We start from the raw sequence: 23,779 nt of genomic DNA on the forward strand, positions 1-23,779 counted from the left end.
GTTCTCTCAAACTACCTCTGAAAGTTGTCGATTTCTGATATAATACTAGCTGTTGCGATACACGACCGGACTATTCAGCAGCTGAGGAGTGACCCCATGAATACTTCCGACGTTCACGTTTCGATGAAACGCCTGTTTCTGTTTTTCATTCCGATGGGGCTCTCCGTCGTCCTCATCAACTTCTCGCACGTCATCATTAACGGCACGCTGGCCCGCTCCGACGACCCCAAAACGGTGCTCGCCGGGTACGCGCTGGCCATGAGTCTGCTCGCGGTCTCCGAAAGACCGGGCGTTCTGCTGCGCCAAACCTGTTCCGCCCTCGTCCGGGACCGGCTGTCGTTCCGTGCGGTTCGGACGGTAGCGTATACGATTTGCGGCGTTTCGCTCCTTTTCGGCGCTTTGATCGCTTACACCCCCGCCGGCCGTTTCGTTTTCGAAGGCGCTTACGCCGCGGAGCCCGCTGTAGCAAACGAAGCCAGACACGCCTGGCACGCGCTCATGTTCTTGACCGTTTTTTCTTGTTTGCGCTGCCTCCTCCAAGGAGTCATCATTTATAAAATGCGCACACGCTGGCTGACGATCGGCATGATTTTTCGTCTGGCCGGCATGTTTGTTCTTTCGAGGTATTTTTTGCATGCCGGCGTGACCGGCGCATGGCAGGGAGCGTTTATCTTCCTTGTCGGCATGATGATCGAAGCGTTTTTGAGCTGGCTGGAATGCCGGAAGCTGGTCGCCGGAATGCCCGAAAAGGATCCGGAGACCGACATCGTTCGCCCCAAGCAGGTGCTGCCGTTTTACAAACCGCTTTTGTACTCCACATTCGTGGTTGTATGGGCGCTGCCGATTCTGAACGCGCTGCTCGGGACGACCGAACATGCCGCGCTGGCCGTCGCGTCATTGGCGGTAGCGGGAAGTCTCATGAACCTGATGCTCGGATTTTTCACCTATTTTCACCAGATCGCCCTCCACTTCGGCCGAACGAACCCCGGCATCGTACGCCGCTTTACGCTTACCCTCGGCTTCGTGCCATCAGCGCTGCTTGCTCTCATGGCCTTCACGCCGGCTGGCGACTGGATGTTGACGCATATGCTCGGTGTGAGAGGCGATTTGCTCGAGGCGAGCAAGCACGCGTTGCAGGGCTACTTGCCCTACGTTCTCGTCTTTCCATGGTTGGATACATTGAATGGCTTTGTGATGTCGAACGGAGAAACGAAGCTGATGTTCGCTTCACAATCGTCCAACGCCGTCATGACGACACTGGCAGTTCTGGTTTTGACAGTGGCGCTTCCCGGCTGGAACGGTGTGCTCGGCTCATTGGCGCAGTCGGCAGGCGTAATGGCCGAACTTGCGCTGCTTGCCTGGCTGTATAGAAGAAACCGCAGATTGCAGAAACGAACCGGGCTGCCGGCCCGTGCGGAGGTAGGTCTATGACAAAATTATCGTCCGATCGGGCTCAAGTCACCATACTCCGTTCCATGCAATTTGCTTGGTACGGCATGATGGCGCTCATCTCTTCCTATTTCCCTCTTTATTTCTATCATCTGGGCTTCAGCAAGCTGCAGATCGGAGCCATTTATTCGGTTGGTCCGGTGCTGTCGATCTTTACGAACATTCTGACCGGCATCGTGAGCGATAAAACGAAAAATATACGGCTCGTCATCTGTCTGCTGTTCGCCGGCCAGATTTTAGCCCTCGCCTTACTGCTCCCACAGCGGGAATTCGGAATGATGGCGGTGCTGATGGCGCTGTTTTACGTATTCCAAACACCGGTGAACTCCACCATGGACAGCGTGACCCTTTTGGCCGCCGTTAAATTTAATCGCAGCTTCCCTTCCATCCGGATGTTCGGCTCGCTCGGCTACGCGGTATGCGCGGTGCTGTTCGGGCTATTTCTCAACCGCTACGGTTCCGATTGGACGTTAGGACTCGGCCTTGCCGTTGTTGCGGTATCGCTTGTATTCTCCATTCTGCTTGGGGACTATCAGACGTCCTCCCGGAAGTTCGAATTCGGCGGTCTTTGGATCGTGCTCAAACGCCGGGAAATCCTTATCTTTTTCGCAATCATCTTTATTCTATCGGTCGGCCACCGGATGTACGAGGGATTCTTTACGGTGGCGATGCGCGAGCTAGGTGCGAGCGACTCGGTCATCGGCTTGTCGCAGCTCATGTCGGCTTGCAGCGAAATTCCGATGTTTTTCCTGCTGGCGAAATTCGGACACCGCTATCGAGAACTGCCGCTGCTTGCGGTGGCGAGCTTCATGTATACGATTCGCATCGGTCTGCTCAGCTTCATCACGAACCCTTGGGGGATTGTGGCCCTGCAATTGATGCACAGCGTGACGTTCGGCATTTTTTACATCACCGGCATTCGCTACATACAGACGCTCATTCCCGACGAATACCGGACATCCGGGCAATCGTTGTATGCCGTGGTGTGGACCGGATTCTCAGGCCTTGTGGCCGGGATCATGGGCGGCTGGATGTACGACGGCTACGGTCTGGCGGCGGTCTTCCGCGTAGGCGCGGCCTTCGCATTTGCCGCCTTCGTCGGCATTCTCGCCTACTACTTTCGGCGCAATGATTCTTGATCGTCCGGTAACCCGCCACTATAATAGGGGGGAAGGAGAGAGAAAACAACAATGGAATATACTGCACTGAAAGAGCTGATCCAAGGCCGCCGGAGCATTCGCAAATTTGCGGACAAGCCGGTGTCCGACGAGGACATCCGCGAGTTGATCGATTGCGCGCGCTATGCGCCCAGCGACACCAACTCCCAGACTTGGGAATTCGTCGTCGTGACGAACCAAGAAAAAATCCGACACATTGAAAAAATGACGTGGGACGCGCTTCACAAGCGTGCGGAAGAAGCCGAACAGCGCGGGCTAAGCCGGGAAGGCCGGCTGCTGGTCAAATCGTTCGGCCCTTACGCGACGGCATTCTCCGACGCACCGGCTTTGATCGTATGCCTCGCGACGCCGTATCAATCGAAATTCCGCGAGCGCATTTTCGATCCGATCGGCCTCGTAGGCGATGAGGTATGGCGTGAAGAAGGCATCAAAAGCAGCTGCCTCGCCTCGATGAACCTTATGCTCGCCGCTCATGCCCGCGGAATGGCGACGTGTCCGATGACCGGACCCGTATTGCTTGCCGAGAAGGCAATGTGCGAGTATCTCGGCATCGACGAATCGAAGCAGGTGAATATGGTCATCGCGCTCGGCTATCCGATGGAAACGCCGGCGAAGCTTGCCCGCAAGGAAGTCGACGATATTTTGACGATCGTTAAGTAACGAAAAGAGTGCGGAACCGGCAGCGGTTCCGCACTCTTTTCTTTTAACTCACAATGGACTTGGCATCGCCTGGAATCCGAAGAAGGCCACCGTTGCAGACTTCTGATAAGGCATCTCCTTCGTGACCAACACGCGGAACTTCTCATCAAGCACCTTCACAGTAAGTTTACCCGAAGCCGGCAGCTGATCGAAGTCCACTTCCATATCGAACGGCGGAGCATAAGCTCTCTTCAGCAGCAGCTTCTTGCCGTCGTACAGGTGCACCGCATACGGCTGCTGTCCGAGCGGAAGCTTGACGTACGTAAACAGCTTCACTTTACCGCTTAGCTCCCGCACCTGGGAGAGAGGTTTGTACGTTACGGCGGATTCCGGTACCGCGCCGTCCTGCACGGAAGTGAGGAAATACGGAGAGGATGTCAACTTGATGTAGGTATTCAGCATTTCCGGCCGGTCATGCAGATCGTAGTTGTTGTTTTGGTTGTCGTAGTTGGTCGTACGCTTGTCCAGATCGAAGTAGGTCATCGCCTTCACCTGCGGAAGCAGCCGCGGCATATACGCATAGTAATTGGCGAGCTGTCCCATGCCCCATTTGGTGTAATCCTTGTCCAGCTGATAGCTGTAAAAAGATACGGCTCCTTCGGAGATCATGATCGGCTTCTTCGAATACTTGTCGTACAAAGGCTTCATATAATCGATCGGGTTGCCCCCGAGCTTCAGCTCGCCGTGCGAAAACGGAATGATGTAGAGGGAGAAGCCGACCCAATCCACATACTTATCGCCCGGGTAATATACATCAATGTTGCCCCGCGGCAGGAAATTCGGCGACCATACCATGGTCACGTTCGGCGCTTCTTCCGCCATGATGTCGTGAATCAGACGGAATTTCTCGATATATTTTTTCGGGTCTCCGTTCCACGGTACCCATTCTCCGTTCATTTCGCTCGCATAGCGCAGAAACACCGGGATACCGGATGCCTTGGCCTCGCGCGCAAACTGCCGGACGTACTCGTCGTCCTTCACGTCATCCAGACCGTTCATCGGTTCCCACCCGATTTGGATCGCGCCTCCAAGCTTCGCGATTTCTTCCGCGTAAGCGACCGGGAAGACGGAGTTCGTTTTCGGATAGGTCTGTCTCCACCGGGTATAAGTCAAATAAATCGCATGCTTCTTCCCGAAGGCTTGCTCCGCCATGGCCGGACTGCCCTTAATCGGCTTGCCGGCCGGATACATGCCTACGTACATGCCGGTGAGCGGTTCGAATTTCTCCAGCTTCTTGCCCGGTACCGCCGGAATTTCCGCGTATGTATCCACGACTGTGCGGATATGGTCCCCGCGGATCTGGCTCGTGATGCCCCAGTCCGGCTTGCCGTATCGGGTCCAGTATTGGTCGGTCAGCGCGTAATATTGGGCGGCCGGCTCGTACATTTTGCGGTCATCGTAATAAACGGCGATTTTTTTGGCGTAGGTTGCAGCTTGGTTCCATGCCTTTTTCTTGACGGCATTATTCATTTGAGCAATAAGGGAATTCACGGTCTTTCCCGGATCTGCAGCAATCGCGGGAGTCATGTGGAGGCCGGAAAAAAACACGGCGGCGGCGAATACGACGGACAACAGGGTAAAGGGTTTTTTGTTCATCATGCTTAAATTTTACCTTTTTATCGCTGCTGAAAAACAGGGAGCAATTGGAAATTGTTGTCCGAATTTGTTTAAATTTATCTAAAGATGCGGAAGAAACAACAATGCCCCGGCTCGCATTTCGCGAAGCTGGGGCACTGATTCATTTTATCCGGTTTCCGCTTGCGGCTCCCATTGGGCTTCATCCGAGCGGGTCACGGTGATGCGAGAGATGCGCAGATGGTCGGTTTCTTCGATCATGAAACGCACCTGGCCGTCTTCCGATTCGACGATCTGATTTTTTTTGGGCGGAATCTCGATCTGGGAATAAATCCAGCCGCCGATCGTGTCGTAGTTGTCCGTCGGAATATCCAGTCCGAACAGGTTGTTCACTTCTTCGATCAGCAGCATTCCGCTGATGGAGTACGTATTCTCGTCACGTTGCTCCACGTTCGGACGTTCCTCGTCGAATTCGTCCTGGATTTCCCCGACGATCTCTTCCATGATGTCTTCGAGGGTCACCAAGCCGGAAGTGCCGCCATATTCGTCGATCAGGATGGCAATCTGCGTCTTCCGCTTCTGCATCAGCTTGAGCAGTACGCTGATCGGCATGCTTTCCGGAACCGTCGTGATCGGGCGCATCAAGTCGCGGATATCGTTAACCGATCCTTCGGTCATCTTGAGCAAATCCTTGATATGCACGAATCCGATAATATTGTCCTTGTCGGTCTCACAGACCGGGTACCGGGTATGCATTTCGCGAAGGGCAATGTCTTTATTCTCCACGAAGGACAGGTTGGCGTACAAGCAGCTCATGTCCGTGCGGGGAATCATGATTTCCCGGGCATTCGTTTCGGCGAAATCAAATATATTATCCACCAATGTGAGTTCGGTGTTATCTATAAAACCGCTTTTGTGGCTTTCTTTCACCAGAATCCGGATTTCTTCCTCGGTATGCGCCGAAGTCGAAGCCTCGTTGGTGTCGATACCGAAAGGCTTGAGCAACAAATTGGCCGTTCCGTTCAGGAGCCAGATGAACGGGCTCATGATTTTGCGGAACAAAATGAGAGGCGCCGCCGTCCAAAGCGTGACTTGTTCGGCTTTGCGGATGGCGACCGATTTCGGAAACAGCTCGCCAAGCACGATATGAAGAATGGTAATGAACGAAAATCCGATGAAGAATGCCAATGGGTGAATCAGCGAAGGGCTTAACTTCACCGCCTTAAACACCGGCTCTAGTGCGGCTGCAATCGCCGGTTCCCCGATCCAGCCGAGTCCGAGAGAGGCGAGCGTGATGCCGAGCTGGCATGCGGATAAATAGGCGTCCAGATGGTTCGTCAGATGGGAGGCGAAGCCTGCCCGTTTGTTGCCTTCTTGTACAAGGGAATCGATTCGGCTTCCGCGTACTTTGACCATAGCGAACTCGGCCGCCACGAAAAAACCGTTCATAAAAACTAAAAATACAATGAGGACCAAATTCACTCCTAGCGGAAAGGGAAAAGGGTCTTCTGTCAAATAGTCCCTGTCAACGGTAACCCCGTAGACAGGTACACCTCCTTTATCATCTAAAAAACAGAATGAAAATAAAAATGGCACACGACTTTATATTAGATTAGACGTTTTGGGTTCGGCCGTCAAACGACGGGTAGACCCGCAATTCGCCGTAGTACCCATCTCTATTCGCGGTTGCCTGCCCCTTATGCCCGATTTTCGTGCAGGAGCGTCCGAAATAACCGTTTGTAGGTTTTGTAAACATTTCCTTATCGGATGAATCCCGCGCGCCGTCTTTGCTGGTTTTGGCGGATCTTGTCTTCCATCCCCTGTTCCGAGGCTTCATAGAAGGCCCGGTCTTTGAGCTTGTCCGGCAAATATTGCTGCTGTACGTAGTGGCCCGGATAATCGTGAGGATACTTGTATCCGACATGACCGAGCTTCTTGGCGCCGCCGTAATGACCGTCCCGCAAATGCATCGGAACCTCTGCCGACTTCGTCTGTTCGAACGATTCCATAATCCGGCCGATCGCCGTTGCCACGGCGTTGGATTTCGGACTTTCCACCGCGAACAGGATCGCCTGCGCGATAATGTATTTGGACTCCGGCCATCCGATCCGATGGTAAGCCTCCATGGCACTAACAGCCTGTACCATCGCCTGCGGGTTCGCCAGTCCGATATCCTCGCTGCAGGCCACCGTCAACCGGCGCAAAAACGTCATCGGATCCATCCCTAGCTTCTCGACCGCGTATAAAAACCAATACAGCGCGGCATCGCTCGACCCCCGCACGCTCTTGTGAAACGCCGACAACACGTCGTACTGGGTCGATTCGTCCGCGATCACGGTCGGCTGCCGGATCGATTCCTCCGCCACTTCCAGCGTGATATGCACGCTGCCGTCCGGCTCGGACGGCGTCGTGACCGCCGCCAACTCGAGCGCGGTCAATGCGCGCCGGATGTCGCCGTTCGCCATGGAAGCGATATGCTCAAGCGCTTCTTCGTCGACCGAAAGCTTCATGAAGCCGAGCCCTTTCACCGGATCGGCCAAAGCTCTCCGCATCGCGGTCATCGAATGTTCTTTGCCCAGCGGCTCCAGACGGAACAGCGTGGACCGGGACAACAACGCTCCGTTCACCGAGTGATACGGATTCTCCGTCGTGGCGCCGATGAACACGATGATCCCTCTCTCGACCGCCGGGAGCAGCGCATCCTGCCGGGCGCTGTTGAAACGATGCACCTCATCGAGAAACAGGATCGTTTTGCGGGCGTACATGCTTTTGTTTCTCTCCGCCTGCTCGATCACATCACGGACATCCTTGACCGAAGCATCTACCGCATTCAACCGGACGAAGTCGCCCTCCGTCCGCTTCGATATAATATGGGCGAGCGTCGTTTTGCCGGATCCCGGCGGACCGAACAGCAAGATCGACGTCACCGCGTCTCCTTCGATGGCACGGCGCAGCAGTTTCCCCGGCCCGACAATATGCTCCTGACCGATATATTCATCCAGCGTCTCCGGCCTCATCCGGTCCGCCAGCAGCCGGTTCCGAGGCTCGGACTCCGAACGGTAATCGAACAAATCCATGCTTGTTTCCCGCCTTTCTCTCTTTCCATCATAGCAGATGCAAGGGGAAGTCGGAAAGAGAACGGGAACGTACGTTCTAACTATGTACATGCCTTCGTTAATTACAGGAAGTCAGGGAATGTGGGCCAATTACTCGCTTGATCTCTATCGTGTCCGAAAAAGACTGCGGACGGCCGAAATTCCTGAATCACATTCTGCATGCGACGAATCGATTTAGCAGCCATCTCTGGGTCGAAGGTCAAGAACGGTACGCCATTCTCGAAATTTTCTCTAATATAGGCTACATCAATCGTCAGCAAAACAGGACCCGATTTTTCCGTAGTCACGAGTACCGATTGGTGACCCGGTGAATGACCTGGAGTGAAAAAAATTTGAACTCCAGGAATCACTTCATGGTCGCCCTCGATTATTTGATATTGTAAATCGGGCAGCCTGCACTCTAACGGAGAATAGTCGTCGTTGCCTATGGCAGCATCAAATTCCGCTTGTTGAATGAGGATCGGTGAATTGCGAAAATGCCCGTTTCCCCCAGAATGATCCAAGTGAAAGTGGGAGCTGATCACCATTTGAATATCTTCCGGTCGATAACCGGCACGCTTTAACACATTTACGATCGAGTCATCCTCCGACATGTTTGGAACGACGCGTCCTTCCCGTTTAGTCCCTTTATAATAATCAGGATTGTTGATAAACGCATCGGGCATTCCCGTATCGATCAATATCGGCCCGTCGGTCGTTTCCAAAAGAAAAGACCAAACAGGCATCCCGACTAATTTCCCGGGTGCCAGGTTTCGGTTAACTGCCGATTGATCAAGGAAACATTCACCTACAGGTAATAAAAAGAGCTTCTTAACTAACATAAGTAATCATCCTTCACATTCTTAGTAGGTTCCATGCCAACAATTACTCGAGTCATGCCATTAGCTTTTTGTAGTGCCATTAATGTCTGTCTATGTCACTGTATTTCATCGATATAGCATTTCCAGTAGTAATACCTTTTACTTCACTCTCCGATAGCTCAATCGCTTATTTTAAAACAGGAACTCGCATGGCTTCCCGAATTTTGCGCATGAGACGGAGTGCGGTTCGGTAATTAAGGTCAAGGATATGGGAAAGCGACAGAGCCGACTTTCCCCGTTTGTCATGCGCCACCAAGAATATTCTAGGTGTTTGCATCGCGGACAGCAGCAGCCCTCTTTCCACCGTTTGAGAGGATGTAACTTGCACAATCTTCTTCTGTTCCAAAGTTCACTTGAAATCGTTTCAAGGATAAAGACACTGCCTCGTTCCTTGCTAGAATCGCTTCTCCAGTTCGCGTTTGACGATGGACCTTCTTTCCCGGATGTACTTGCGAATCAGATCCGACTCACACAGAAAATCATCGTACGTCCATCTGTCCTCCACATATTTTTTCATATAGGGTGCCACTTTCGACAGCATTCGGTCCGCTATCGGCATCATTTTGCGTTCAGTAAAAGGGCCCTTGAGCGCATCCCGTAAAATGCCGCCGTATTCCCTTCGATAATTGCGATGCTTCAGCAGCTTCTCGGTCAGCCGGTTATGACCGGTCACGGAGACTGTATCGCTGTCGACGATCTGCCCGTAACAATTTCGTCCCCAAGTTCCTTCATAATCCCAAGGGATCATCCGGTATTTCCCCGACCGCGTGTGACGGTAAACGGCGTAATTTTGCTCAAACCCGTCATAGTTGCCGGTCAGCACCGCTCCTGCCAGCCAGCGCAAATAATTGTCCACATCCAGGTGGCGCTCGATAAAGGCCGCGGTCTCCTTCGGATCGGTGCGATGTATACCGAGAAGGAACCGCTCGAATCGCGTTTTTTCGTCGGTACTCCCGAATTTGAATTCGTAGCCCGCCAGCATGGAAGATTTGGAACGACCGGAGTCCGGTGAAATCTCGCTGAAATTGGCCTGCTCATTCACGGCATAGAACAGGGAGGAAGCACCGATTCCCCGCTTTTTGAAAAACCGCTTGCCCACACTCTCGATTTCCAAATATACCCCGAGGTTTTCATTGTTGCGACGGAGCAGGACATGCTTGGTGCGCGGTGCCGGAACGCCGATCATGCCGAAAAAAGCAAATGACAGCGCGTTGCGGATCAGCGAGGGATCGTCAAATTCCGCGTTGTAATGGTACGTTTCGCCGTCCCGGACGATATCGTACGATCTTTTCGGGTACTCCCTCGTGTGGCCTCCCCGATAGCGAAGCATGACAGGGGCTGTACGCCCGTCGGTCTTCATCACGGCCGGAACGTATCGGTCGGTCCACAGATTCCGTTCCAGAAGATCAGCGTTCATTTCGCTGATCCAGATCGTTCTGACCGGTAAGGACATGCCGCATCCGCCTTTCTCCGAGTCTCGGTGTGCTTCAGCGTATGTCCCGGAGATGTTGGCGGAAACGGCGTTTGACTAGTGAGTTCCGGCGTGCCCGTACACCGGCTTCCAATGAAAAACCCTCCGATCCCGATCCGGGGATGGAGGGTTTGCGTTAAGCTTTGTCCGAGGGGCGTTTCAGTCCCTGTCGGAGCTTTTCCACCGTTTTGGCAACGCGAGCCGAACGGGTTTCCGCTTTTTTCGCTTCGACAATCCAGCTGACGTATTCCTTTTTGTGCGAAGGCGCCAAATTGTCGAAAAAGGAGGAGGCCTCCGGTTCGGCGTCCAAAGCCGCACGCAAGTCATCGGGGACTTCGAGAGGCTTCGACGGTTCCGAGGATACGGCCGCGCGCCGCTCTGCCGGCGAGCGCCGGGTTTTCCCGACGGCTGCTAACGGACGGAACCGCATGGACGACCACGTATCGTCCAACGAAATGAGGGACACACCCTCCCAGCCGGCATCCGAGACTGTTTTCCAGCCGGTATCGCGGTTAATGTCCGTCTTCAGCTTGGAAGTGCCTTTCGGATAACACATCCAGAGCAGCCCGTCCGGCTTGACGGCACGGATGGCCACCGGCGCGAGCCGCTCTACATCCGCCAAATTCCGGGCAAACAGCTGCACGAAATCGTACTCGGCCTCAGCGCCCGGAGCCGGCTTCGTGTCCTCCGCCGACCGTCCGATCGCCTCCAAGTAGCCTTCGGGCGGCTCCATGACGGCAATCCGGCCGTCTTGCGGCAACTTCAGCTTTTTGATCAACGCTTCATCCACCTAGTTGCGCCTCCCCCAGATCCAGCAGCTCCCGAATTACAACGCTCACCATGATCAGCCCTGCAACCGGCGGCACAAACGCGTTGCTGGCCGGCGGCTGCTGGGCTTTGCGGATTTCCTTGGGAGCGGACTCCGGCACGATCCGCTGCGTGACGTCTTCCCTCGGCTTCTGCGGCAGCTCTCTGGAGAATACAACCTTCACGCCTTTTTTGATGCCCTCTTTGCGAAGCTTTTGACGGACCACGCGGGCGATCGGATCGACCGACGTTTTGGAAATGTCGGCGACCTGGAACTTGGTCGGATCCATCTTGTTGGCTGCTCCCATGCTTGAAATAATCGGGATTTTACGCCGCAGGCATTCTTTGATCAGATGGATCTTGTACGAGATGGTGTCGGAAGCGTCGATGACGTAATCGAGCGGGTACTTGAACAGCTCTTCATACGTCTCCTCCGTGTAAAACATCCGAAGGGACACGACGTCGCATTCCGGGTTGATCAGTTGGATCCGGTCCCGCATCAAATCCACCTTCGGCTGCCCGACTGTTGTCGTGAGCGCATGGATTTGCCGGTTAATATTCGTAATATCGACGACGTCCTTGTCGATCATGACAATACGCCCGACACCCGTACGAGCGAGTGCTTCCGCCGCGATCGCGCCCACACCGCCGATACCGAGAACCGCGACAGTGCTGTTTTTGAGCGTCTCAAGCCCTTCCGGACCGATGGCGAGCTCCGTTCGGGAGAATTGATGAAGCATCGTCTCATCCCTCTCGTTCGATGTTTAAGCTTGAACCGCCGGTTGTCCCGCCGGCGCCTGTTCGCCGGGCGCGGCTTGCTTGGCCTGCGACGCCAGCGCTTTGCCGGACAGCCGGATATGCAGATCTTCCAGCTGCCGTTCGACGACCGGGGACGGGGCGTCAGTGAGCAGGTCGGTTGCGCTGGCCGTTTTCGGGAATGCGATCGTTTCCCGCAGGTTGCTGCGGCCGGCCAGAAGCATGACGAGCCGGTCCAGACCGAAAGCAATGCCGCCGTGCGGCGGGGTGCCATACTCGAACGCATCCAGGAAAAATCCGAACTTTTCTTTAGCTTCTTCCGGCGAGAAGCCGAGCGCCCGGAACATCTGCTCCTGCACTTCGCGGCGGAAAATCCGCATGGAACCGCCGCCGACTTCGTAGCCGTTCAACACGATATCGTACGCTTGCGCCCGGATCGCACCCGGATCGCTTTCGAACAGCGAAAGATCTTCGTCGTGAGGCCGGGTGAACGGATGATGCTCGGCCACCCAGCGCTTGGCGTCCTCGTCCCAGCCGAGCAGCGGGAAGTCGACGACCCAGAGAAACTTATACGCGCTGTCGTCAATCAAACCGAGATCGCGGCCCACTTTCAGCCGCAGGTTGCCCATCACGTCCGCGGCGGTCTTGAGCTTATCTGCGGAGAAGCAGAGCAAGTCGCCTTCCTCGACGCCGAGCTTGGCGGTTAAAGCGTCGATCTCTTCCGGCTTGAGGAACTTCACAATCGGTCCGCGCCATTCGCCGTCCTTGATCGTGATCCAAGCCAGTCCTTTGCCGCCGTAACGGGAAGCGAAAGGCTGAAGATCGTCCAGCTCCTTGCGGCTCCAAGATGCGCAGCCCTTGGCGTTCAGCGCTTTAATGACACCGCCGGACGAGGCGACGGAAGCAAACACTTTGACTTCGCTGTTCTTCACAATGTCCGTTACGTCTTCGATTTCGAGGCCGAAACGCAAATCCGGCTTGTCGGAGCCGTATTTATGGATCGCGTCATGGTAAGTGAGCCGCTGGAACGGGGTGGGGATTTCCACGCCGATCGTTTCGCGAAACAGTTTGACCATCAGCTGCTCCATCATGTCCAGCACCTGGTCTTGAGAGAGGAACGAAGTTTCGATGTCGACCTGCGTAAACTCCGGCTGCCTGTCGGCCCGCAAATCTTCGTCCCGGAAACAGCGCGCCACTTGGAAATAGCGCTCCAGACCGCCTACCATCAGCAGCTGCTTGAACAGCTGCGGAGATTGCGGCAGCGCGAAAAATTCGCCCGGATGCACGCGGCTCGGCACCAGGTAATCCCTTGCGCCTTCAGGCGTGCTCTTGGTCAGGATCGGCGTCTCTACTTCTATAAATCCGTTCCCGTCCAGAAAATCACGGAACACCTTGGTCGCTTTCGAACGGAGCAGCAGCGTTTTTTGCATTTCCGGACGGCGAAGATCCAAGTAACGATATTTCAGACGAAGAGCTTCGTCCACTTCCACCCCGTCCTCGATCGGAAACGGCGGCGTTTTGGAAGCGTTCAGTATCTCGACTTCTTGTACCTGCACTTCGATTTCGCCGGTCGGCAAATTCGGATTGAACGTTACGGGGTCTCGCTGCACCACTTTCCCCTTCACGGCCAGCACATACTCGTTGCGCGCGCGGTTGCCGATTTCGAGCGCTTGTCCGGAGAAAGCCGGATTGAACACAATTTGCATAATTCCCGTTCGGTCGCGCAGGTCGATGAACAGAATGCCGCCGAAGTCGCGCCAGCCTTGCACCCATCCGTTCAACACGACGGATTCGCCCACCTGTTCTTTCGTCAACGTTCCGCAGTCGTGACTTTTAAGCATCATGATCGTTGTTCTCCTTTTTCATATCGCTTTTCCATTCGTGAACCGTTCCGGCGAGCTCCGTTAGCGGCACCTGACGCTGCTCGCCTGTCGCCATGTTTTTCAGTCCGATTTCTCCGCGGTCCAGCTCGTCGTCCCCGAGAATGGCCGTAAATCGGGCATGGGCACGATCGGCCGCTTTGAACAGCGCCTTCGTTTTCCGGCCCTGATAATCCCTGTCCGCGGAAATCCCGGCGCCGCGCAATCGATGCAAAACCGTCGTCGCTTCCCGGTCCGCGCGTTCGCCGAGCGCAATCAAGTACACATCGATGCCGGTATCGATCGCCGGCTGTACCTGCTGGCTTTCCAGCAGCAGCAGCGTCCGTTCGATCCCGAGTCCCAGGCCCACGCCCGGCTTATCGTCTCCGCCGATTTCAGCTACCAAGCCGTTGTAACGGCCGCCGCCTCCGATCGTGTCGATGGAGCCGATGCCTTGGGCTTTAAACTCGAAGGCGGTATACGTGTAATAATCCAACCCGCGGACCATCCGGGGATTCACCTGGTACGGAATGTTCATCTCGTCTAAATTCTCGCGCACCCGTGCGAAGTGGTTCGCACATTCCTCATCCAGACTGTCGAGAATGGAGGGAGCGCCTTCGAACTTGGGCTGATCCACCTTGCAATCGAGCACACGCAACGGATTGCGGTCCATGCGGGATTGACAGTCCTTGCACAGTTCGCTGCGCATCGGCTCGAGGAATTGCAGCAGCTTCGAGCGGAAAATGCCGCGGATTTCCGGAGTGCCGACGGAGTTGATTTCGACCGTGATCCCGGTGAGACCGACTTCCTTGAAAAACTGAAATCCTAAAGCGATCACCTCGGCATCCAGCGCCGGATCGTCCGAGCCGACCGCCTCCACGCCGAATTGATGAAACTGCCGGTATCGTCCGGCCTGCGCGCGCTCATACCGGAACATCGGCCCGATGTAATACAGCTTCGCGATATCCGGTTCACCGTACAATTTGTTCTCTACATAGGAACGCACAACGCCTGCCGTTCCTTCCGGCCGCAGCGTCATGCTCCGGTGACCGCGGTCTTCAAACGTGTACATTTCCTTTTCCACAATATCCGTCGTCTCGCCGACGCCGCGCTGGAACAACTCCGTCGCCTCGAATATCGGTGTGCGGATTTCGCGGAAGTGGAACCGGCGGCATAAATCCCGCGCCGTCTGCTCTACGAACTGCCACTTCTCGACCGTGCCCGGCAGCAGATCTTGCGTGCCCGGCGGTTTCTGGAACGTCGTCATCGGTATCACCCTTCCTGCTTTCAATGGCACAAAAAAAGCTCCCGCCCCAAACAACATTGTCTGGGACGGAAGCGTGTGTCTTCCGCGGTACCACCCGTCGTTCGAAAACCGCTGCGATGGCTGCGGCTTCCGCTCTTCATTCCGGTTAACGCCCGGTATACGCCGCAACACTACTGGGCTGATCGCCGTTCGCATCGGGTTCTCGGGGAGGTCGTTCGTCCGTTCATCGCCGGAAAGCTTGCAGCCGAAGGCTTTCCTCTCTGGGGGCTTGGGGGCGGAGTACTCATTCCCGTCTTGGAATCAGGGGCTGGATACAATTGAGTTTTATTGTAACGGGACAGCGTGCGGCATGTCAAGGGACGGCAAATAAGAAAACATCGCAGCTCAAAACTTTGCAGCACTCGATTCTGTAAAGCAATTTTGTTGCTTTACAGCGCAGGTTTCGTGTGGATTCGGTCCTCTAAAGCAATTTTGTTGCTCTACAGCGCAGGTTTCGTGTGGATTCGGTCCTCTAAAGCAATTTTGTTGCTCTACAGCGCAGGTCTCGTGCGTATTCGGTCCTGTAAAGCAATTTTGTTGCTCTACAGCGCAGGTATCGTGCGAATTCGGTTCTTAAAGCAATAGTATTCTAGCGCGGTCCGGGTAGAGCACGACATGAGTTCTTCCCATCAAAAGAAAATAACCTGCCAACATTCGGCAGGTCCAAATCATTTATATTGAAAAAAGGGGGTTAACTTCATATTATCCGATCGGTTTTAAGAAACCGTGTACAATGGGTTACAGTTGTATTACAATCCAAAACCTTGACCCTTCCGGTCTTTTTCCATACATTAGAAGTAATGCGGACAAGTCCTCCATGAGGCGGTGCCTCCCCTCGCACTCTCAGGCGAGACACTGTCCGACAAGCTTTTATGAAAGCGCTATCACTTTGAGTCGATTTTGTTCGAAAGGAGGCGGATCGATAAGAAGGAACGAACGTAACAGGCGAATGGTTGAAACGATCAGCCAGATTGGCGAAAAGAAATTGTTATAACGATACCGACTGGTCATCGAAAAGTGGGAGAAGTGCGTACAAGTGACGAAGGGAGACCTTGCGATGAAACGGAAACCGAAACCATGGCGATTCACCGCCGCTCTGCTGGCTGCATTGACAATAGTACCGGCCATCCCCGGACAAGGAGGCGTGTCTGCGGAACCTAAAAAGAATAACCCCGACTCTCCTTGGCAATTGGTATGGAACGACGAGTTTGACGACGGTGTCATCGATCCGGCCAAATGGACATTCGATATCGGGAATGGTGCCGGCGGTTGGGGCAACAACGAGCTGGAGTATTACACGAGCCGGCCGGAAAATGTGACCGAGAAGGACGGCAAGCTGGTAATCACCGCCCGTAAAGAAGATTATGAAGGTTTTCATTATACATCCGCAAAAATCAAATCCAGCGGACTGTTCAGCAAAGCCTACGGCAAGTTCGAAATTCGCGCCAAAGCTCCGGCCGGCAAAGGCTACTGGCCTGCCATCTGGATGATGCCGGAGGACAGCATATACGGTACTTGGGCGGCGTCCGGCGAAATCGACATCATGGAGGGCTGGGGCAGCAAGCCGGGCGTGGTCGCCGGCACCCTTCACTATGGCCAACAATGGCCCAACAACACCTATACGGGCAAATCCTACACGCTGCCTAACAACAGCACGATCGAGGATTTTCACACCTACGCGCTCGAATGGGAGCCCGGAGAAATTCGCTGGTACGTGGACGGACAGCTGTATCAAACCCAGAACGACTGGTACAGCAAAAGCTTGTATCAACCGGCAAACAACGCGTATCCCGCTCCGTTCGACCAGCCGTTTTATATGATCATGAACTTGGCGATTGGCGGGAATTTCGACGGGAATCCTGACGCAGGCACCGTGTTCCCCAAAACGATGGAAATCGATTATGTCCGCGTGTATGAGCTGGCCGGCCGTCCATACCGCGAACCGGTTCCTCCGGTCATGCCGAAAGAGCCGCTGCCCCCGAACGCCAGAATGCCGCTCCCCGACGGCAATTATGTGTATAACGGCCAATTCAATCAAGATGACCCCGATGTTCCGAATCTCGACAACGTGCCGAACACGGACTACTGGCGGCTGTGGACCGGTGAGGGCGGAACCGGATCGGTCTCCCTGGATACGATATTCGGCAGCAATTATGCGAAAATATCGATCCAATCCGGTGGCAGCCAGCCTTACTCGGTTCAGCTGCTGAACGACGTGTCGATTGCCAAAGGCCATTTTTACAAACTCAGCTTCGATGCGAAATCCTCGGAAGACCGGCAGATGGGCGTTCGCGTGACGGGCGGGGAATCCCGGGGATATGCAGCTTACTCCCCTTCCTCGACGATCAATCTCACGCCTGAGCTTCGGCATTACGAGCTGGCTTTCCAAATGAAGCAGGATACCGATATTGCCGCACGCACCGAATTTAACGCGGGCTTGTCCACGAAAACAGTCTGGATCGGCAACGTCCGGCTGGAGGAGATCGACGGCATCCCCGTCGACTACGACGCGCCGAAGACGCCGCTCGACGGGGACGGCAACCATGTGTACAACGGGACGTTCGATCAAGGTGACCCGCATCGAATGACGTTCTGGCACGTCGACGCTTCTGAAGAAGCGATCGTTACTCCGCGCGTGGATCCTAAGGAACGAAAACTGATCGTCGATATCAAAAGACCGGGCAAAGCCGGCCAGGGTTATGTCGAGGTCGCGCAAAAAGGCATTCAACTCATTCAGAACATGGATTACCAACTGACCTTCGAAGCGAGTGCAAATAATCCGCGCGATATTGCAATCGAATGGATCAGCAAGGACGGCAAAACTTCCTATGCCAAACAAACGGTGAGCCTGAATAAACATCCGGCGAATTATACGGTGTCCTTCCATATGGCCGCTGCACGCGACAACGAATCCCAGCTGGTGTTCCACTTGGACGACCGACCGGGCCAAGTCAAGCTGGACAACGTGAAGCTGATTCGTACGAGTGTGTATTACGAGCCGGACGTCGTATTTTACCCGCTCCTCAATGGCACTTTCGAGAACGGGTTAAGCCCGTGGCTGACGGCCGTCGATAGCGGCGGCGCCATTACAGGCACGGCGGATAACGGGCAAGCCAAGCTGACGGTTACGAATCAAGGCGCGAATCCTTGGAGCACCATGTTTATACAAAACGGATTGAAGCTGTTCAAAGGCGTCACCTATGAAATCGACTTCGACGCTCGTGCCTCTGTGGCGCGGAAAATCGAAGTGGATCTCGAAAATGCCGCTTACTTCCGCTTCTTTGACCAAGTGGTCGACGTATCGCCGGAGAGCAAGCATTACCACTTTGAATTTACGATGCCGAACAACGAGAACGTATCGCTGAAATATTTCTTTGGCTTGATTCAAGGCACGACGGCGGTCGGAGCGAATCATGACGTTTGGCTCGATAATGTGGATCTGAAAGTGAAAAATGCACCCGTGAAACGGTCTCCTCAGCTGATGCAGGATATTACGCAAAACCGGGTGGGCAACCCGATTGATGTTACATTCTCAGACGATCCGCAGTGGCGCGCCAATGTGACGGCCGTTAAAGTGAACGGAGCCGCTCTTGGAACCGGTCAATACTCGTTCAGCGCCGGAACGCTGCAGTTAGCCGCCTCCAACTTCCCGGCCGCGGACATGTACACCATCACCGTGGAGGCCGACGGGTACGCCTTTACGTCCGTCACGCAGACGATTCTGGCCGCCGGCGGCAATCTGATTCGTAACGGTGATTTCACGAATGATACGAACAACTGGGGTAAATATATCGCGGACGGTTCCGACGCTGCGCTCTCAGCAGACGCCGGACGATTGAAAGTCGCCTTTGCCAACTACGACGGCTGGTTCCCCTGGTCCACCCAAGTGTATCAAGATCAGCTGCCGCTGGAAGCCGGCAAAACGTACACGCTTCGTTTCGACGCGTCCGCTACCGCCGTGAAAGACATCATCGTATCCATCGAGAAGGCAACCGACTTCAACATCAAGTATCTGGACGCGCAGAACCTTTCTCTTACGCCGGATATGACCTCTTACACGTTCGAATTCACTCCCGTCTCGAGCGAATCCAACGCCAAGCTGATCTTCCAGCTAGGCAGCAACAACGCGAATGGTCCTCATTTCAACGGTCAAGCCGTTTATTTTGACAATATCTCGTTGACCGAGAAATAACGGCAAAAACCTCTCCATGCAGGCAGCCTTCGCCTTGCCATGGAGAGGTTTTTTCGCATCACGGTTATCCCCGACCGCCGGGATTGTGCCGTTTGCCGTTGCGCGATCCGCCGGGCGGGCCCGACGACCACTCGTCGGCAAACTCGGTGGAAGCGTGATCGGGAAACACCAACGCTTCCTTTCGTTCCGGCGTCAAGCCCGCCCGGGTCAACCGCTGTAATCTCGATTCCTTGTGCGACTGCCGCATGCCGATCTCCCTTTCTTAGCTGCAAAAGGTTTCCTCGACATGTAGTGTTGCCGATTCACGCAGCCTTCAACCGCGGCATTAGCTCCGGCTGTCCACGATGAGCGTGACCGGTCCGTCGTTCACGAGCGCCACATCCATCATCGCGCCGAATCTGCCGGTCTCGACTCGCAGGCCCCGTTCACGCAGAAGCGCATTGAACCTTTCATACATCGCTTCCGCCTGCTCCGGCTTCGCCGCGCCCATGAAATTCGGGCGTCTTCCTTTGCGGCAGTCGCCGTACAACGTAAACTGGGATACCGACAATACCGCGCCGCCGATATCCGTTACCGACAAATTCATTTTGCCGTCCGCGTCTTCAAAAATTCTTAAGCCCGCCAGCTTATCCGCCATCCACACGAGATCGGCATCCTCGTCCTCCTGTCCGATTCCGACCAGCAACACGAGGCCCGCCCCGATTTCTCCCGTCACTTCCCCGTCCACCGTTACCCGGCCTTCGGATACGCGCTGAGCTACAACTTTCACAATGCTAACCCCCGGTTCTATTGCATCATCCGCTGTACCGAGAAAATGTCCCGGATCCGCTTAATTTTCTCGACGACCGACTGCAAATGGTCCTTGTTGCGGATGAGAATGGTCATATGAATGATGGACATTTTGTTTTTGTCCGTTCGTCCGGACACAGCGGAAATGTTCGTCTTCGTCTCCGCCACCGCCTGGAGCACTTCATTCAGCAGGCCCCGCCGGTCGTGTCCGAGAATTTCGATCTCCACACTGTAATTGGCGTCCACAGCGCTTTCCCATTCGACTTCGATTACGCGTGCGGCTTCCTCGCCCTCCGTGTCGGTCGGCAGGTTGGAGCAATCCGTCCGATGGACGGAAACGCCGCGGCCCCGGGTAATATAGCCGATAATGTCATCTCCGGGCACCGGATTGCAGCACCTGGCGAACCGGACGAGCATGTTGTCGACACCCTTGACGCTGACGCCGTGTGTCGGCCGCTTGCGGGTGGCCGCCCCGGCCGTCGGCTTCAGCTCCGTCACAGCGGAGGTGAGCTGGATTTGCTGCGATTCCTCCGCTTCCTTGCGGAGCTTCTCGGTGAGCCGGGTGCAAATCTGCGCCGCGGTGATGCCGCCGAAGCCGATGGCGGACATCATGTCCTCCACGTCGTTAAACGTGAACTTCTTCGCCACTTCGAGCAGCTTATCGTCGGTCATCCATTCCGAAGGCTCCTGCCCAATTCGCCGCAGTTCGCGTTCCAGCATATCGCGGCCTTTATCGACATTCTCTTCGCGCTTTTCCTTTTTGAACCACTGCCGGATTTTGGCGCGCGCATGAGACGATTGGGCGATCTTGAGCCAGTCCTGGCTCGGACCGTAAGAATGCTTGGACGTCAATATTTCGACGATATCGCCCGTTCTGAGCTTATGGTCGAGCGGAACGATCCGACCGTTCACCTTGGCGCCGATCGTCCGGTTCCCGACTTCCGTATGCACGCGATAAGCGAAATCCAGCGGAACGGAGCCCGCCGGCAATTCGAACACTTCGCCTTTCGGCGTGAACACGAAGACGAGATCCGTAAAAAAGTCCATTTTCACCGATTCCATGAACTCCGCGGCGTCGCGCGTATCGTGCTGCAGCTCGATGATTTCGCGGAACCAGTTCATTTTATCGCCGAACGTGCCCGGTATGACGCCCTGCTCTTTGCCGTCCTTGTAAGCCCAGTGAGCCGCGATCCCGTACTCGCTCGTCCGGTGCATCTCCCAAGTGCGGATTTGCACTTCGGTCGGTTCGCCGGTCGGTCCGACGATGGTCGTATGCAGCGATTGATACATATTCGCTTTGGGCATTGCGATATAGTCTTTGAAACGCCCGGGCATCGGCTTCCACAATGTGTGGATGATGCCGAGCGTAGCGTAGCAGTCTTTCACGTTGTCCACGAGAATCCGAATGGCGAGCAAATCGTAAATCTCGTTAAACTGTTTGCCTTTCGACGTCATTTTTTTATAGACGCTGTAAATATGTTTCGGCCGGCCGCTGATGTCCCCTTGAATGCCCATCTCGTCGAGCTTTTCGCGAATTTTGTCGATCAGCTCGCCGATGTACATTTCCCGTTCGGCCCGTTTCATTTTCATCAGGTGCGCGATTCTATAATATTGCTGGGGGTTCAAATAGCGGAGGGCGATGTCTTCCATCTCCCATTTGATCGTGCTGATCCCGAGCCGGTGCGCAATCGGACAGTAGATTTCGAGCGTTTCGTGCGCGATGCGCCGCTGGCTCTCTTCCGATTGGAACTTGAGTGTACGCATATTATGAAGGCGGTCGGCCAGCTTGATCAAAATAACGCGGATATCGTTGGCCATCGCCACGAACATTTTGCGGTAATTTTCGTTCTGCTGCTCTTCCTTGGATTGAAACTGGATACGTTCCAGCTTCGTCAGCCCGTCGACAAGCCCAGCCAGCGTTTCGCCGAAACGGGCCGCAAGGTCCTCAAGCGTGACGTTCGTATCTTCCACGACATCGTGCAATAAGGCCGCCTCAATCGTAACGACATCCATCTGCATGTTCGCCATGATTTCAGCAACCGCCACCGGGTGCAATATATAAGGTTCGCCTGATTTTCTCGTCTGTCCGCGGTGCGCTTCCTCCGCGAATTCGTATGCGTCCCGGATCCGCTTCAAATCCTGCTCTTTCATATAGGAAGAAGCTTTTTCGAGAAGCTGCTCGATGCCCATTGCCCGTATCCTTTCTACCGGCTCCTCCAACCGGATCATTGCCTAGAGGTATTCTTTCCATTATGCCTCTTGGCGGCGGGAAACGTCAACCATCGACGATCGGCTTCCAACACGTGGGACTGCGGGTGTATTTTAGGTGCGAATGTACTAGCCTATCTTTGTCAAAAGATGTAATATGGGAAAGACTTTTATCAAGCACTTTTTTGGGAGGCTCTTCTGTGAGAAAAGAAATCGGCGTCAATGAGCGGCCGCCTTTAGGCCAAAGCATCTTCTTAAGCCTGCAGCATTTGTTCGCGATGTTCGGGGCGACGGTGCTTGTCCCGACGCTGCTTGGCGTGGATCCGGCGATTTGCCTGCTCATGAACGGGATCGGCACGCTGCTGTATCTGTTCATCGCCAAAGGCAAAATTCCGGCTTATCTGGGCTCCAGCTTTGCCTTTATCGCGCCGGCGCAAGCGGTAATCCAATCCTATACCGATCATGCGGCCGGTTATGCTGCGGCGCTGGGGGGCTTCATCGCATCCGGGGTCGTGTTCACCGTTGTCGCACTCATTGTCCGGTTCGCGGGCACAAAGTGGCTGCACGTCGTATTTCCTCCGGCAGCCATGGGTGCCATCGTCTCCGTCATCGGTCTGGAACTCATTCCGACCGCGGCCGGGATGGCGGGCTGGATCTCGAATGGTGCACCGGATTGGAAGCCGGATGCCAACACCATCCTATTATCGGCAGCCACGCTCGCCATCACCATCCTCGGTTCTGTCCTGTTTCGCGGCTTCTTTAAGATCATTCCGATCTTGATCGGCATTGTGTCCGGTTACGTTCTTGCTTGGCTGATGGGGATGTCCAATTTCGATGCGCTGCAGAAAGAGCATTTTTTCGTCTTGCCGACCTTTACCTCACCCGTGTTCGAATGGTCCGCCATTACGACCATCATTGTCGCTTCACTGGTCGTCATCGCCGAGCACATCGGTCACCTCATCGTGACCGGCAACATCGTCGGCAAAGATTTGTCCAAGGATCCGGGCTTACACCGCTCTATGCTGGGCAACGGACTTTCGACCCTGCTGTCCGGTTTTGTAGGTTCCACACCGAATACCACCTACGGTGAAAACATCGGAGTGCTCGCGATTACCCGGGTATACTCGACGTTCGTCATCGGAGGAGCAGCGGTATTTGCGATTCTGCTCTCGTTCCTGGGCAAATTTTCGGCACTGATCCAAAACATCCCCCTGCCGGTTATGGGCGGCGTATCGCTAATGCTGTTCGGGGTCATCGCAGCTTCCGGTCTGAGAATGCTCGTAGAAGCCAAGGTGAATTACGGCAAAGCGTCGAATCTGCTGCTAACGACCATCGTGCTGGTGACCGGGCTGTCCGGCGTGAGAGTGACTCTTGGAGATTTCTCCTTGTCCGGCATGGCACTGGCCACCGTTGTGGCGATTCTGCTCAGCCTTCTGTTCAAGCTGTTCGAGGTGCTGGGCTGGGCCAACGACAAGGACGAAGAACCGGCCGTTTAAACCGTTAATGAAAAAAAA

17 protein-coding genes and 1 pseudogene are annotated in these 23,779 nt (G+C 54.8%); 5 read left to right on the plus strand and 13 right to left on the minus strand.

Translation table 11 applies throughout. The features are described from left to right. Window positions 1–96: 96 nt before the first annotated feature. The 3 genes from E5161_RS13370 to E5161_RS13380 are packed head-to-tail and all read left to right on the plus strand — an operon-like array spanning window position 97 to window position 3,287. Entirely contained in the window at window positions 97–1,431 is a 1,335-nt protein-coding gene (locus E5161_RS13370; protein WP_136778316.1) for a multi antimicrobial extrusion protein MatE, read from the plus strand. After that, window positions 1,428–2,588, plus strand: a complete 1,161-nt coding sequence (locus tag E5161_RS13375; protein WP_136778317.1) for an MFS transporter — start codon at window positions 1,428–1,430, stop codon at window positions 2,586–2,588. Before E5161_RS13370 ends, E5161_RS13375 begins: the two co-directional genes overlap by 4 nt. A gap of 51 nt (window positions 2,589–2,639) precedes the next feature. After that, complete coding sequence (locus E5161_RS13380; protein WP_136778318.1) at window positions 2,640–3,287, plus strand: nitroreductase family protein; 648 nt, start codon at window positions 2,640–2,642, stop codon at window positions 3,285–3,287. A 48-nt stretch (window positions 3,288–3,335) separates the two neighbouring features. Here E5161_RS13380 and E5161_RS13385 read toward each other — a convergent pair whose 3' ends face one another. The 10 genes and pseudogenes from E5161_RS13385 to hisS all read right to left on the minus strand — a co-directional run bounded on the left by E5161_RS13385 (window position 3,336) and on the right by hisS (window position 15,037). Further along, window positions 3,336–4,925: a glycoside hydrolase family 26 protein gene (locus E5161_RS13385; protein WP_136778319.1), complete on the minus strand. Its 1,590-nt coding sequence runs from the start codon at window positions 4,923–4,925 to the stop codon at window positions 3,336–3,338. A gap of 144 nt (window positions 4,926–5,069) precedes the next feature. Beyond that, window positions 5,070–6,350: a hemolysin family protein gene (locus E5161_RS13390; RefSeq protein WP_246042254.1), complete on the minus strand. Its 1,281-nt coding sequence runs from the start codon at window positions 6,348–6,350 to the stop codon at window positions 5,070–5,072. A gap of 311 nt (window positions 6,351–6,661) precedes the next feature. Next, window positions 6,662–7,978, minus strand: a complete 1,317-nt coding sequence (locus tag E5161_RS13395; protein ID WP_136778321.1) for a replication-associated recombination protein A — start codon at window positions 7,976–7,978, stop codon at window positions 6,662–6,664. A 101-nt stretch (window positions 7,979–8,079) separates the two neighbouring features. Further along, window positions 8,080–8,838 (minus strand): quorum-quenching N-acyl homoserine lactonase AiiA, encoded by a 759-nt coding sequence (gene aiiA, locus E5161_RS13400; RefSeq protein ID WP_136778322.1) that lies wholly within the window; start codon window positions 8,836–8,838, stop codon window positions 8,080–8,082. A 184-nt stretch (window positions 8,839–9,022) separates the two neighbouring features. Further along, window positions 9,023–9,278, minus strand: a pseudogene (locus tag E5161_RS21160) (transposase); the annotation flags it as partial. After that, the gene (locus E5161_RS13405; protein WP_246042232.1) at window positions 9,272–10,330 is read right to left on the minus strand and encodes a CotH kinase family protein; all 1,059 of its coding nucleotides are present in this window, start codon (window positions 10,328–10,330) and stop codon (window positions 9,272–9,274) included. The gene E5161_RS13405 and the pseudogene E5161_RS21160, both read right to left, overlap by 7 nt. Window positions 10,331–10,484: 154 nt before the next feature. Then, window positions 10,485–11,138 (minus strand): YdeI/OmpD-associated family protein, encoded by a 654-nt coding sequence (locus tag E5161_RS13410; RefSeq protein WP_136778323.1) that lies wholly within the window; start codon window positions 11,136–11,138, stop codon window positions 10,485–10,487. After that, window positions 11,131–11,895 carry a tRNA threonylcarbamoyladenosine dehydratase gene (locus E5161_RS13415; RefSeq protein ID WP_136778324.1) on the minus strand — a complete coding sequence of 255 codons (765 nt, stop codon included), beginning with the start codon at window positions 11,893–11,895 and terminating at the stop codon, window positions 11,131–11,133. Before E5161_RS13415 ends, E5161_RS13410 begins: the two co-directional genes overlap by 8 nt. A 24-nt stretch (window positions 11,896–11,919) precedes the next feature. Beyond that, entirely contained in the window at window positions 11,920–13,755 is a 1,836-nt protein-coding gene (gene aspS / locus E5161_RS13420) for an aspartate--tRNA ligase (protein WP_136778325.1), read from the minus strand. Next, the gene (hisS, locus tag E5161_RS13425; protein WP_169306691.1) at window positions 13,745–15,037 is read right to left on the minus strand and encodes a histidine--tRNA ligase; all 1,293 of its coding nucleotides are present in this window, start codon (window positions 15,035–15,037) and stop codon (window positions 13,745–13,747) included. Before hisS ends, aspS begins: the two co-directional genes overlap by 11 nt. 1,096 nt (window positions 15,038–16,133) lie before the next feature. Here hisS and E5161_RS13430 point away from each other — a divergent pair. Next, the gene (locus E5161_RS13430) at window positions 16,134–19,268 is read left to right on the plus strand and encodes a carbohydrate binding domain-containing protein (RefSeq protein WP_136778326.1); all 3,135 of its coding nucleotides are present in this window, start codon (window positions 16,134–16,136) and stop codon (window positions 19,266–19,268) included. A gap of 64 nt (window positions 19,269–19,332) precedes the next feature. Here the strand turns inward: E5161_RS13430 and E5161_RS13435 are convergent, their stop codons facing one another. The 3 genes from E5161_RS13435 to E5161_RS13445 form a co-directional block, all read right to left on the minus strand. Continuing rightward, complete coding sequence (locus E5161_RS13435; RefSeq protein ID WP_136778327.1) at window positions 19,333–19,515, minus strand: hypothetical protein; 183 nt, start codon at window positions 19,513–19,515, stop codon at window positions 19,333–19,335. A gap of 78 nt (window positions 19,516–19,593) precedes the next feature. Beyond that, window positions 19,594–20,037, minus strand: a complete 444-nt coding sequence (dtd, locus tag E5161_RS13440; protein WP_136778328.1) for a D-aminoacyl-tRNA deacylase — start codon at window positions 20,035–20,037, stop codon at window positions 19,594–19,596. Window positions 20,038–20,054: 17 nt separating this feature from the next. After that, window positions 20,055–22,247 (minus strand): RelA/SpoT family protein, encoded by a 2,193-nt coding sequence (locus E5161_RS13445; protein ID WP_136778520.1) that lies wholly within the window; start codon window positions 22,245–22,247, stop codon window positions 20,055–20,057. A 218-nt stretch (window positions 22,248–22,465) separates the two neighbouring features. Between E5161_RS13445 and uraA the strand changes: the two genes are divergently transcribed. After that, window positions 22,466–23,761, plus strand: coding sequence for a uracil permease (gene uraA / locus E5161_RS13450; RefSeq protein ID WP_136778329.1), 1,296 nt, complete (start codon window positions 22,466–22,468; stop codon window positions 23,759–23,761). Window positions 23,762–23,779: the final 18 nt, after the last annotated feature.

The organism is Cohnella pontilimi, assembly GCF_005049045.1.
Taxonomy (GTDB): Bacteria; Bacillota; Bacilli; order Paenibacillales; family Paenibacillaceae; genus Cohnella; species Cohnella pontilimi.

What these genes read in the sequence shown, in the direction of transcription:
- E5161_RS13370 (WP_136778316.1), top strand. Translation starts at nt 97, where the DNA reads ATGAATACTTCCGACGTTCACGTTTCGATGAAACGCCTGTTTCTGTTT.
- E5161_RS13375 (WP_136778317.1), top strand. Translation starts at nt 1,428, where the DNA reads ATGACAAAATTATCGTCCGATCGGGCTCAAGTCACCATACTCCGTTCC.
- E5161_RS13380 (WP_136778318.1), top strand. Translation starts at nt 2,640, where the DNA reads ATGGAATATACTGCACTGAAAGAGCTGATCCAAGGCCGCCGGAGCATT.
- E5161_RS13385 (WP_136778319.1), bottom strand. Translation starts at nt 4,925, where the DNA reads ATGATGAACAAAAAACCCTTTACCCTGTTGTCCGTCGTATTCGCCGCC.
- E5161_RS13390 (WP_246042254.1), bottom strand. Translation starts at nt 6,350, where the DNA reads ATGAACGGTTTTTTCGTGGCGGCCGAGTTCGCTATGGTCAAAGTACGC.
- E5161_RS13395 (WP_136778321.1), bottom strand. Translation starts at nt 7,978, where the DNA reads ATGGATTTGTTCGATTACCGTTCGGAGTCCGAGCCTCGGAACCGGCTG.
- aiiA (WP_136778322.1), bottom strand. Translation starts at nt 8,838, where the DNA reads ATGTTAGTTAAGAAGCTCTTTTTATTACCTGTAGGTGAATGTTTCCTT.
- E5161_RS13405 (WP_246042232.1), bottom strand. Translation starts at nt 10,330, where the DNA reads ATGTCCTTACCGGTCAGAACGATCTGGATCAGCGAAATGAACGCTGAT.
- E5161_RS13415 (WP_136778324.1), bottom strand. Translation starts at nt 11,895, where the DNA reads ATGCTTCATCAATTCTCCCGAACGGAGCTCGCCATCGGTCCGGAAGGG.
- aspS (WP_136778325.1), bottom strand. Translation starts at nt 13,755, where the DNA reads ATGATGCTTAAAAGTCACGACTGCGGAACGTTGACGAAAGAACAGGTG.
- hisS (WP_169306691.1), bottom strand. Translation starts at nt 15,037, where the DNA reads ATGACGACGTTCCAGAAACCGCCGGGCACGCAAGATCTGCTGCCGGGC.
- E5161_RS13430 (WP_136778326.1), top strand. Translation starts at nt 16,134, where the DNA reads ATGAAACGGAAACCGAAACCATGGCGATTCACCGCCGCTCTGCTGGCT.
- E5161_RS13435 (WP_136778327.1), bottom strand. Translation starts at nt 19,515, where the DNA reads ATGCGGCAGTCGCACAAGGAATCGAGATTACAGCGGTTGACCCGGGCG.
- E5161_RS13445 (WP_136778520.1), bottom strand. Translation starts at nt 22,247, where the DNA reads ATGGGCATCGAGCAGCTTCTCGAAAAAGCTTCTTCCTATATGAAAGAG.